This window comes from Candidatus Villigracilis sp., assembly GCF_057083605.1.
Window position 1 is genome coordinate 58,366 of record NZ_JBXMTI010000140.1, and the last position, 11,371, is coordinate 69,736.

Below are 11,371 nucleotides of genomic sequence, written 5' to 3' on the forward strand. Positions count from 1 at the left end.
GCGGAGGATGGAATAAGATGAAGAAATTCTTTTCGACAGCCTTTGCGCGTGGTTTGTTCTGGCAATTGATCGGCACGCTTTTGGGCGCCGGCTTGATCACAGGCATTCGCGCCGCAATGGGCTTGAGCGTAACTGACGAGTTTTTCTTTACTGAACCAGCCTGGGTATTGGGCGGCTTTTTCGGGGTGCTCTTTTTCCTTGGAGGCAACGGTTCAGTAAGTGACTGGTTCAAGTGGGCGCGCGGTATCGATACCCCGGAGCATCACGAAGAGCATTACTCCGGCTGGGAGAAATATTTCCATGTTTCTCTCGACCACAAAGTAATCGGTATTCAATATACGGTGGTGGCTTTGGCATTGATCAGCATCGGCGGTTTGTTTGCGTTGATCTTCCGCACCGAACTGGCGGCTTCTGAATTACAGTTCCTGACCGTTGATATGAAATTGTTCGGGCAGAATGGGCCGCAGCTTTACAATACATTGATGTCGCTACACGGCATGATCATGATCGTGTCCATCCTGCTGGGGGTTGCAGGTATCATCAACTATGTTGTGCCATTAATGCTTGGCGCACAGGATATGGCTTTCCCGCGTTTGAATGCCTTTTCATTCTGGGTGGCTGTACCCGCATCTGTCCTTTTGCTGATGAGTCTGGTTCTCGGTGGGTTTGGCACAGGCTGGACGGGTTACCCGCCTCTGTCTGCGCGTGCTCCTGTGGGTGTGCAGATGTTCTTCATGGGTGTGTTCACGGCTGGCTGGTCTTCCATTTTAGGTGCGTTGAATGTGATCGCAACTGTAGTCCGTATGCGCTCCAAGGGAATGACTGCCTGGCGTATGCCGATCTTTGTATGGGCTGCTGTTGCCACTTCCATCATTGCTCTCACCGCCACACAGTTGATCGGTCTTTCATTCCAATTAGTGATGTTCCAGCGCCTCTTTGGCATGGGCTTCTTTGACTCTACCAAGGGCGGCAATCCTGTTCTCTTCCAACATCTGTTCTGGTTCTATTCACATCCTGCGGTATATGTTTTCGTTCTACCAGGCCTCGGGGTGATATCTGAACTCTTGCCCGTCTTTGTTCGCAAGCCTTTGTACGGCTATCGCTGGGTCGCCATGTCATCACTTGGCATTGCTCTTGTAGGCTTTGTCGTATGGGCACATCATATGTTCGCATCCGGCATGAATGAGTACCTGCGCATCCCGTTCATGTACAGCACACTCCTGGTTGCTGTCCCAACTGGCGTAAAGTTCTTCTCCTGGGTTGCAACGATTTGGAAGGGCAAGATCGTATTCCCCACACCTATGCTGTTTGTGCTGGGTGCTATTGTTGTATTCTTACTGGGTGGTCTCACAGGCCCCCCCAATGCTACGGTCTCAGTTGATTTACATTTGCATGATACTTACTTTATCGTTGGGCATTTTCACGATACGATTTTCGGCGGCTTTGTCTTCCCATTCTTTGCCGCGTTGTATTACTGGTTCCCCAAAGCAACAGGCCGCCGCATGAACGAGACCCTCGGCAAATTGCACTTCTGGCTCATGACGCCTGCGTTCTTTGTGCTAACCTTCGGTATGATGCGCATTGGCCTGATGGGTATGCGCCGCCGCATCGTGGATTATGATCCCGAACTAGGTTTTGACACCACACATTTGGTGCTCACCATTGCAGGTTTTCTCATTGGGCTCTCGGTGGTGATCTTCCTTTACAACCTCTTCAACAGCATCAAAAATGGTGAAAAAGCTGATGGCAACGTCTGGAATTCACGTTCCCCCGAATGGCAAGTTCCATCACCGATGCCGATGCACAACTACGATCAGCCTTTTGAAGTTGTAGGCGAGCCATACGATTATGGCCTGCCGGGCTCGAAGTATGTTGAATTTTCCGCGCCTGCCAAAAGCACGCATAAATAAGGGGTAGGACTCAAATGTCACATATATTAGATAAAACTTCTGCTTTTCGCCAGGGTGTGGTGATCTTTGTCTACCTCGCCGTGTTAACCGTGCTGGAATATTTTGTTGCGGTTACGTTCAAAGCCGTTTCAATCCTTGTTGTGGTCGCGGTCATCAAGGTTGGGCTGGTCATGTACTATTACATGCATATCTACAAATTGAATGAAGAGAGTGATGCTGATACACACTCTTACTCATTCAAGACCGGCACCAATCGCCTCGGTTTGTGGCTGTTCCTGCTCTCCGACTCTTTTGTCTTCGCAGGTTTGTTAACCACCCGCGTGAACCTGTTGGGGCTTACCCGTCCACATTTGAATCAGCTTCTGGGCCTGGCTGTGACCGCCATTCTGTTGATTTCTTCATTCTTCATGAATCGTGGAGAGACCGCCATGGCGCATGGTGACAAAAAAGGCTTCATCACAAACACCATCATCACCTTTGTACTGGGTCTTGGCTTCTTGTTGGGCGTGGTGGCTGTGGAATGGCCGCTCGCTGCTGAAGAGGGCCTTACAGCCAGCAGTGGTGCCGCTGGCGCCGTCTTCTACATGATGACCGGTATGCATGCCTTCCACGTCTTTACCGGTTTGATCTTCCTGCTGGTAGTGCTGAACAATGGGCGCAAGGATATCTACTCCAATGAAAAACATTGGGGAGTGGAAGCTGCTGCAGTCTACTGGCACTTCGTCGATCTCGTCTGGATTTTCTTCTACCCTGCCTTGTATTTGATCGGGACCACACTGTTGTAAAATCGTTGTTTCTGGCGCTGGCCGTTGAATTCTGGTATGCCGGAATAACGAAAAACATGAACGGGGCGGCCTGCGAGGGTCGCCCCGTTTTGGAGTAAAAAATAATGGATCGAAGAATAGTTTGGGTTGGGGTTGCTTCCTTTTTACTGATTGGCTTTGCAGTTGCTTTTTTCATGCTCCTCTCAAAGCCCGCAAGCTTTCGAGGCACAGCCTATGTTGAGCCATATCCACAGGCCGCAGATTTTGAATTGACCCAATCAAACGGTGATGTATTTCGCCTGAGCAACCAGCATGATAAGATTGTCCTGCTTTTCTTTGGCTATACAACCTGCCCCGATGTTTGCCCGACAACACTGGCTGAATTGAATCTGGCATTGGATCAAATCCCAGATAAAGCAAAACAGGTTCAGGTGGTTTTCGTCTCAGTCGACCCCGAACGCGATACTGCCGAGGCGGTGCAGGCATATGTAAGTCGTTTCAACCCATCATTTATTGGTTTGAGCGGATCATTGGATAAACTGGAAAAGATCTGGCAGGATTACGGTATCTTTCGCGAAGTTGCACAAAGTGACTCAGCCGCCGGGGACCTCATCAATCACACAGCGCGGGTCACCTTAATCGATACGCAGGGCAAGATGCGTCTCTCCTATGGCTTTGGTACTCCAGTGGATGATATTGTCCACGACCTCAATTTAATCTTGAAATAATTTCCTGAAAGTGAACCCATGCCTCCCGTCCGAATTGCAGTAAAACGAATCCTGTTTTCCATGTTGGTTGGCCTTGCCATTGGCGCGTTGATCAATGAGGTATCTTTCCTTTTTTTACGTGAAACCGCGCGTGCTCCGCAGGTGATCGAACTTGTCATTCCCGAAGGTACTGCTGATAGTATTGCCCGTGGCGAAACGCCACCGACCATTCCCAACTCCATGACCTTTGTGGTTGGCGATACGTTGCTGGTGCGCAATAACGACACAGCCGATCATGAGCTTGGCCCGCTGTGGATTCCTGCCGGCACATCTGCCAGCCTGCCTTTGGATGCGGTTCAATCCCTCGCCTATGATTGTTCATTCCAGGCGGGCAATTATTTTGGCCTTGATGTGCGCGAGCCTCTCACACTCGGCGTACGCTTGTATGGAATTCTATATTCAGGTCTCCCGCTTGGTATTTTGATCGCCCTCTATGCCCTCATCATGCCCGCCAAGAAGAAAAATGATTCTCAAGAAAATGTTTAGCCGCGCATGGTGGTTCACCACACTGCTGGTTTTTGTTGGAACTGCATTGTGTATACGTCTCGGTATCTGGCAATTGGATAGGCTTGAACAGCGCCGTGTTTTCAACGCCCAAGTCCAATCCATGCGGGCGGCGGAGATGCTGGAATTAAATAAAGAATTACCCGAAAATATTTCCACGATGGAATGGCGGGCTGTGACCGTCACTGGCGAATACGACTTTGAGAATCAAGTCGCTTTGCGGAATCAATACAATGGTGACGAATATGGATATCATCTAGTCACCCCGCTTCTTTTCAACGGGACAGTTGTTCTGGTCAACCGCGGCTGGGTCCCCGCTGATGGTAATTCCGCTCCCGAAGATTGGCGTCAATATGACGAAGAGGGGCAGGTCACTGTAACAGGGCAGATCAGGCTTGGGCAGGTCAAACCAGCTTTCGGCGGAGTCACAGATGCGCTGTCCGAAGATGGCGAAATGCTTTACCTGTGGAATAATCTAAATCTGGAGCAAATGTCCACACAGTTGCCATATCCCATTCTAAATATATATGTTCAACCAAACGCAGATGGCGGCGATACCATTCCACCGATCCCGTTCCAGCCCGTCATAGAAATCACCGAAGGTTCACATTTTGGCTATGCCTTGCAGTGGTTTACGTTTGCAACGATTTTGTTCGTTGGTTATCCATTTTATTTGCGAAAGCAGGATAAGAGAAAATGAAATACTCTCTGAGATCATCCTTTTCCCGTTTGGTATTGGCGCTGTTTGCTCTGGTCTTTTTGTTAACCATCGTTGGGCGCATTGTGACAGTGGCAGGTGCGTGGGTTTATTGTGTTGGCTGGCCTGTATGTATGCCGACAAATCCATTGGGATATTTAAAACTCGGGCATCTCGCGTTGGTGGGTGTGGCTTCGATTTTTATGGTGTTGGTATGGCGTAAGGCCTGGCGGGAACAACGAGACCAAAAATTACTCCTGCCGCTTGCCACCATAACCGGGGTATTGTTCTTTGGCCAGGCATTTGTTGGCGCAATTCAAATGACGCGCGATTATCCTTTGCATCTGGTGGTGTTGCACACATTTACCGCTATAGCTTTATGGATTTCACTTGGCATGTTGGTGTTTGCCGCAGGCGTATTGGCGAAAGATGCAGAAAGCATTTATCGCGTTGATATTCGCCAACGAATCAGGGATTTCTTTATTCTCTCAAAACCGCTGATCGTTGCCTTGTTGCTAGTGACAACATACGCTGGCTTGGTTGCAGGCAGCAAAGCCTGGCCTTCCGCTTCGCTCACATTTTGGACTTTACTGGGCGGCACATTCGCAGCGGCTGGCTCAAGCGCATTGAATCAATATATTGATCGTGAGTTGGATAAGAACATGCAACGCACTTCAAAGCGCCCACTCGCTGATGGACGTTTGACCGCAGCTGAGGGACTATCCTATGGGCTTGCGCTTTGTCTGATCAGTTATTATGTGATGGCAGGCTTTGTCAATTTGCTGGCTGCCTTTCTATCCTTAGTAGGCATTGTCTATTATGTGATTCTGTATAGTGTCTTGCTAAAGAAAGCCACAGTGCAAAATATTGTAATTGGCGGCGGCGCGGGCGCGATCCCGCCAATGGTGGGTTGGGCCGCGGCAACGGGTCACCTTGGTCTTGCAGCCTGGATCCTTTTTGCCATCGTTTTCATGTGGACGCCCCCGCATTTTTGGGCGCTGGCCATTGTACGTATGAAGGATTATGAAAAAGCAGGCGTGCCCATGATGCCCGTGGTGCATGGGGAGGAAAAAACTCGCAGATACATCCTGATTTATACGATTGAATTGATCGCCGTGACTTTACTGCTTCCCATTTTCAATTTGGCTGGGATGGTCTATCTGATCTCTGCTGTGGTCTTGGGCGGCTTCCTGCTCTACGCCGCATGGCGGGTTTTTAAAGTTGGCGGCAACAAAGTTGCCTGGACGATGTACCGCTGGTCCAGCATGTATCTGGCATTTATCTTTCTGGCATTGATGATCGATGCGGTGGTGTAGTAATTCTCTAGCTCCTCTGATCAATTCCGAAATTGCGAGATTCAGAGTATGCCAGGTTTTTCTGTCCGTTGCTGCCCTGAGATCGTCTCACTGAATCGCTTGAAAAATAATCACGTTTTTTGTATCTAGAATGGTTTTGTATTTGTCTGAATCCTGAAGATCCTTGATTAAAGCAATTTGTATAGGTTTGTTGCCTGAAAGTTTTCGAATATACACAAAGTCGAAGGGGATTCCCCGTTGCATGCTCCATTCTGATAAACATTGTTCACCTAGACTACTGCAGAGTTGGAGTGCCTTATATGCGCTGGTTCTCTCAGAAAAGACCCCGTCATTAACCCACTCGTAGCCAAAAACAGTCCCAAGACTTTGACGGTGAGTAAGGGATGGGAACCACTCTGAGGTAGGGTCTCTCAACGGAACTTCATTGGTAATCAAAATAAAACGGCTGTCTGCAGAGGTGTTATCTTCAATCCATTTGAAGACCTCTAAATCCTGCGATTTTAATGTGTAATTCCTATTTACCTCCATGGCAGCTGCGGAGGCAGACAACATACCATAAACAAAAATGTAGCCGATAACGAGTTTTGCAATCCGCCCATTAAGCAATTGATTTGCCCACGACTCGTCTTGTTCCTTTTTGTTATCAGAGGCTTTGTCGCGCATCGAATTAAGTCTTAGTCCGGGAAGAATCACCTGTTCTATTGCAATTGACGCTAGCATTGCATGTGGCAATATAAGATAGAGCGCCCCACTACGAGGTTCGACCAGGTAGGCTGCTGCCATCCATGCAATATAAAAGTACTGCTTGTGTGCAATAGTTACAGCGATGCCAATCAATGCCAGAACTGCAATGAGTTGTAGAAAAAGCTCATCGGTGAATTCAAACCCAAAGAACGTGAACAATCTTGCTGCCAACCCGGAGCTATCTTGCGAAGCAGCGGAAATCGGTGCGAGGAATGCGGATATTCCGTGATGTGAAAGCATCAGAGTCCACCATGGAGAGGTCATCAGTGTTATACCTAAGACAACTAAAAATGAGTAAACCATCCCGCGAATGGAGCGATCCAAGACAAGATAAAAAACCAGGGCCGCAATGGCAATTTGCACTGGTGCCTCCGGGTGTGTGAAAATTGCCAAACTAGAAAGGACTACAATCCCGAAAAATTTCTTATATTGTTTATCCCTGTAATAGCGATAGAACCATCGAATGGCAAGGATGGCAAAGATAAAACCGGGCGCACGCGTAATTCCTCCTCCCATGATGTGCCAGTCAAATGCGCGTGGAATAAATGCAAATACGGTTACTGAAAGTGCCACTTGTACTTTGGAGTTAAGCACCTCTTTTGCAAGTAAATAAAAAGCAGGAATAGTCAGCGTGCTAAGAACAGCGGGAAGAATTCGAAACAGTTCAAAGGTGTCAACTTTAAAGATCTGAGCTATTAATCCTGTTGCATATAATGCCAGGGGAGGATAAAGATAAGGTATTGAGGCAGAATTGTATGTCGTGTAATATGGAATTTTAAGTCCGCTTCTTAGAATATCCAGGGTCATTGTGTAAAACAATCCACCATCGTTTAATGGGGCGGTAGAGAAAATCGGTGCAAATAACCTTACAGATGCCCCTGTGACGGTAATAAAGCTGATAATAAAAGCCATTTCTGGATCGCTAAACAAGGATTTGCGCTTTGTCATGAAAGCTCCATTCTATTGATTTTATGGCCCGTCAGATTTCAAGTTTTTATTTTCCTGAATTGCTACCTAATGATAACGGCTAGGCCAACTTTGTATGGAGTTGAGGATAACGTACTATCTAGGCTAGACTTTGTCCAATACTTCATTCAAAAAATTAATGTTCATTCCGTTGGAAAATATGAATAGTGGCTGATGTATAAACCAGAGAAAAGTCCGGGGTCTCATTTAATGAGATGAACAGGGAAAGTTGGGTCTTATTTTCCCTTACCCACGCCGATGAAAGCATAATGTATTTATATTCATCTGGCAGGCTGCTCTGTAGTTTATACAGGCAATCCACATCTTGATATAAACATTGGTGAATTTCTGTAATTACCTTGTATTGGTTATTGTAGTGATTCTTGCCAGTTAACCATTCTGTTCCCTGAATGGTGGCAATACTTCGGCGTTCTGCGAGAGCTGGAAACCACTCTGTCAACGGAGAAAGTAACGGGTTGCCTTGTTCATCAAGAATCAGGAAGAGATCACTTGAATTTGTATTTGCTTGCACCCAATCAATGCTTTTAAATTGTTCCGCACCGAGTGTTTGATATGAAAGCGTGTTCGAAACTTTGTAGGCGTTATACACAAAAAGCAAAATAAAGAATCCGAAAAACAATCGTCCACTCGTAAATTTAAGTGAGCCCATCCAGCTGTCGGGCGAAGAAATATCATCGTCTGCGTTTGATAGACGTGTTGCAATTCCATCAGCTAGCGCAGTGACTGCCATGATCGAAAACGGGAAAATGGAAACAGGAAGTCCACCGCGCGGATCCACAATAAGGCAGAGCAAGGCCCAGGCGACAAGAAAATAATCTTTCTTTGCCAGGTGCATAAAAAAACCAATCAACCCAAAGACTGCAATCACAGGCGCGTATTCCCCAGTAAAAGATAACGAAAAAAATATCGTCCAAAATAGCAGCCGTGAATGTGTCACCTGGCTTGCGTTCAACAGTGTAGTAATACCATGATGTTGCAAAACTTGAAACCACCAGGGAGATGTCAAAACAAGTACACTCAAAGCGACGATCACAGAGTATGCAATTCCCTGCTTGTCCCTCCCGAAAAACCACCATAGGAGAATGGACGCAACCACTGACTGCAAAGCCCAGGCCGGATGACTCAACACGCTTCCCATTGCGCTGATCACTGCCGAAACAACCCAGGCTTTTGTCCTGCGCTGATACATTTGATGAACGCACAAAACAGTTGCAGTAAAGAAGAGGGTCCCCAACGAGCGTGTCAACCCGCCGCCGACGATATTCCACCAATACGAGTTCGGTGTCAGCGCAAAAATGATAGTTGCCAGTGCTGCTCTTGGCTCTGAACCAAGAAGTTGTTTTGCGAAATAATAAAACAAGGGAATGTTCAAAATTGTGATAACAGCAGGTAGCCACTGTAGAATATCTAGAATTGATATATTCAGTGTTGAGTTCAACGCACCAGCAATATAAAATGCCAATGGGGGATACGCGAAGGGAATCTCTGCCTGATTATAGGTTGTGAATATGGGCAGGGAATAGCCCGCCGATTGCAAGTCCTTTATCATGGTGTAAAACATGCCGCCATCCACCAGTGGGAAATTAGTCCTGATGATTGGGAGAACGCGAACAGTCACTCCAAATACAATTGTGAGGATGAGAAAAAAGGCAGTTACATCTTTGGCGTGTGACGTAGATTTACTCATAGACAGATATTCTATTTTCTAAGAATGATGGCCGTTCCATCCTTGTACAAGACCGTCCATTGATAATCATTTTCCAGGGTTTCTGCAAGCAAGGACTTAGGCGGGATGATGGCCCATTCTATGTTGTATTGTTCAAATACATCTTCCCATCCAGGCGTAAGCGTGATGACGGCTTCGTACTGCATAGTGACATCACCCGTTACGTCTGCAACACTGTCTACAAAGGCTAATTGCTGGGGATAGGTATTGAACGTAATATAGCCTCCCCAATTCAGGTCATTGAACATCTTTCCCTCTTGCGGATTTGTCTTCAACCATTCCACTGCCTCCACAGGAAAGACTGTACGATCAAATTGATAGAATCTTGCGGCAGTTGGGGAAGTAAATACAAAGACACTAAGAATTAGAACTGCTGCTGTAGGCCAGAATGAACCCTTGATCTGGCTTTCAATTTTATACAAATTGTCTTCGAGCCTTGAGATGGTCTGGATATTATTAAATGTCCCAAGTGTTTCTGCCAGCGCAAGTGGAACTACGACTCCATATAGATGAATATTCCTAAAGGCAATCAAACTCAAGGCTGTAAACCCAGCGAGCAATAGACCTTGCCCAGCAGATAACCTGTCTCTTTTAACAGCAAGCAGGAAAACGGAAAATGCGACTAGCCCTAAAAGCACTTGCATTTCTGGCATCTGAAAATCTGGCGGATTTGATTCGAGCATGCGAGACATTAAATACTGATTATTCACAAACCCAAAGATGCTCACCCAGGGCCCAGCGCCGCCAGGGTTTAATAAGCTGGCAATGATGGAAATTATCAGCGCCAGCCATAAATTTTTGCCAACTTCTTTATTGATATGGGTTGAGTCTAGAATAATCTCAATAAGCCAGCCAACAGCAAAAGCGAATAGGACCAAAATCCCTGCGATGAATTCGCCATGCATATTGCTCCAGATAAGCATGAAGGCTGGGAAAACCCAAAGCGGGATTTTTTCGCCTCTCCTTAATTTGTCTGCCCAGATCAGCCAGATTGCCAAAAACAACATGGATATTAAATGTGGACGTGTCACCCAGTTGAGTGAAGTAGCGAGCGCTCCCCATGCGACTAAAAGAAACGAGGCCAGTCTTGTATTAAATCGCACTGTTACTGATTGGTAAATCAAAAAGAAGGTGCTTGCTAAAATAATTGCAGAGAAGATTACAACCCCGCTTAGGCCCATGTAAGAATAAATACCGTAAAGAATCACATCTGCCAGCCACTCATGCGAGACGTAATGTCTGTTCAAGTAGGGGTATATGAATTGCTCGGTTGTAGGAATATCACCCGTTTGCAGAATATATTTTCCCATCAGTAAATGACGCGGGAGGTCGCCATCCAGGTTGAGCATACGGTTGCCCAGTACAAGGACGGCAAGAAATAACGCGATGAAGAAAATATCCTGTATTCTTGGCAGAAGACGTGCAAGATTTGATTTCATGCAATTTGACCTGTTATCTAAGTTTGGTATTTAAGATGCTCATGAAGAAACTCGCGAATAGCACTTGAAACCCCAGGGTAAAAAGAACTGCACCCGGAATGACCAGACGCATAGTGAATGTTGGGTCAAGATTGCCGAAAGAGTTTTCTTCCCAATAGACCAACGCACCAACGGAGCTGACAAACCCCAATAGGATCATCCCGATACCGAGGATGATGCCCTTTTCAAGACCGATGCTTTGAATTACTTTGTCTGTCGAATTATCTTTTGGCAGCAAGCCTGCGTTGACACCAAAAATATAGGTGAAAAGTGAAAATAAAACTGATTGCATGCCAAGGATAATTAAAAGGGCGGCGTACATGAGAGTGTGAATGTCCAATACAATACCGCCAACATTGCGCGGACCACCAAGTAGGAATATTGAGACAAATAACCCAACAACGGCCAAGGATACACCTGGATAAAAAAACAACCAGCGCGGACTGTATAGCAACAAGAACCTAAGATGTCTCCAGCC

General features: G+C 46.6%; 9 protein-coding genes and 1 pseudogene. 6 read left to right on the top strand and 4 right to left on the bottom strand.

Features of this window, described 5'->3' with window-relative positions:
• Positions 1-17: 17 nt before the first annotated feature.
• From AC14M5_RS20995 to AC14M5_RS21020, 6 genes are all read left to right on the top strand, one after another.
• Complete coding sequence (locus AC14M5_RS20995; protein ID WP_484031672.1) at positions 18-1,910, top strand: cytochrome c oxidase subunit I; 1,893 nt, start codon at positions 18-20, stop codon at positions 1,908-1,910.
• A 14-nt stretch (positions 1,911-1,924) separates the two neighbouring features.
• Positions 1,925-2,695, top strand: coding sequence for a cytochrome c oxidase subunit 3 (locus tag AC14M5_RS21000; RefSeq protein ID WP_484031673.1), 771 nt, complete (start codon positions 1,925-1,927; stop codon positions 2,693-2,695).
• Positions 2,696-2,799: 104 nt separating this feature from the next.
• Entirely contained in the window at positions 2,800-3,402 is a 603-nt protein-coding gene (locus AC14M5_RS21005) for an SCO family protein (protein WP_484031674.1), read from the top strand.
• 18 nt (positions 3,403-3,420) lie between these two features.
• Positions 3,421-3,927, top strand: a complete 507-nt coding sequence (locus AC14M5_RS21010; protein ID WP_484031675.1) for a hypothetical protein — start codon at positions 3,421-3,423, stop codon at positions 3,925-3,927.
• Positions 3,905-4,645: an SURF1 family protein gene (locus AC14M5_RS21015; RefSeq protein WP_484031676.1), complete on the top strand. Its 741-nt coding sequence runs from the start codon at positions 3,905-3,907 to the stop codon at positions 4,643-4,645. Before AC14M5_RS21010 ends, AC14M5_RS21015 begins: the two co-directional genes overlap by 23 nt.
• Positions 4,642-5,958: a heme o synthase gene (locus tag AC14M5_RS21020; RefSeq protein ID WP_484031677.1), complete on the top strand. Its 1,317-nt coding sequence runs from the start codon at positions 4,642-4,644 to the stop codon at positions 5,956-5,958. The genes AC14M5_RS21015 and AC14M5_RS21020 overlap by 4 nt, the downstream gene beginning before the upstream one ends.
• A gap of 87 nt (positions 5,959-6,045) precedes the next feature.
• Here the strand turns inward: AC14M5_RS21020 and AC14M5_RS21025 are convergent, their stop codons facing one another.
• From AC14M5_RS21025 to AC14M5_RS21040, 4 genes and pseudogenes are all read right to left on the bottom strand, one after another.
• A complete protein-coding gene (locus AC14M5_RS21025) occupies positions 6,046-7,650 on the bottom strand; it encodes a hypothetical protein (RefSeq protein ID WP_484031678.1) in 1,605 nt (534 codons plus the stop codon).
• 154 nt (positions 7,651-7,804) lie between these two features.
• A complete protein-coding gene (locus AC14M5_RS21030) occupies positions 7,805-9,376 on the bottom strand; it encodes a hypothetical protein (RefSeq protein ID WP_484031679.1) in 1,572 nt (523 codons plus the stop codon).
• Positions 9,377-9,387: 11 nt separating this feature from the next.
• On the bottom strand, positions 9,388-10,854 hold the full coding sequence (locus AC14M5_RS21035; RefSeq protein ID WP_484031680.1) for a hypothetical protein: 1,467 nt from the start codon (positions 10,852-10,854) through the stop codon (positions 9,388-9,390).
• A 13-nt stretch (positions 10,855-10,867) separates the two neighbouring features.
• Positions 10,868-11,371, bottom strand: a pseudogene (locus tag AC14M5_RS21040) (glycosyltransferase family 2 protein); the annotation flags it as partial.

What these genes read in the sequence shown, in the direction of transcription:
- AC14M5_RS21000 (WP_484031673.1), top strand. Translation starts at nt 1,925, where the DNA reads ATGTCACATATATTAGATAAAACTTCTGCTTTTCGCCAGGGTGTGGTG.
- AC14M5_RS20995 (WP_484031672.1), top strand. Translation starts at nt 18, where the DNA reads ATGAAGAAATTCTTTTCGACAGCCTTTGCGCGTGGTTTGTTCTGGCAA.
- AC14M5_RS21020 (WP_484031677.1), top strand. Translation starts at nt 4,642, where the DNA reads ATGAAATACTCTCTGAGATCATCCTTTTCCCGTTTGGTATTGGCGCTG.
- AC14M5_RS21025 (WP_484031678.1), bottom strand. Translation starts at nt 7,650, where the DNA reads ATGACAAAGCGCAAATCCTTGTTTAGCGATCCAGAAATGGCTTTTATT.
- AC14M5_RS21005 (WP_484031674.1), top strand. Translation starts at nt 2,800, where the DNA reads ATGGATCGAAGAATAGTTTGGGTTGGGGTTGCTTCCTTTTTACTGATT.
- AC14M5_RS21030 (WP_484031679.1), bottom strand. Translation starts at nt 9,376, where the DNA reads ATGAGTAAATCTACGTCACACGCCAAAGATGTAACTGCCTTTTTTCTC.
- AC14M5_RS21015 (WP_484031676.1), top strand. Translation starts at nt 3,905, where the DNA reads ATGATTCTCAAGAAAATGTTTAGCCGCGCATGGTGGTTCACCACACTG.
- AC14M5_RS21010 (WP_484031675.1), top strand. Translation starts at nt 3,421, where the DNA reads ATGCCTCCCGTCCGAATTGCAGTAAAACGAATCCTGTTTTCCATGTTG.
- AC14M5_RS21035 (WP_484031680.1), bottom strand. Translation starts at nt 10,854, where the DNA reads ATGAAATCAAATCTTGCACGTCTTCTGCCAAGAATACAGGATATTTTC.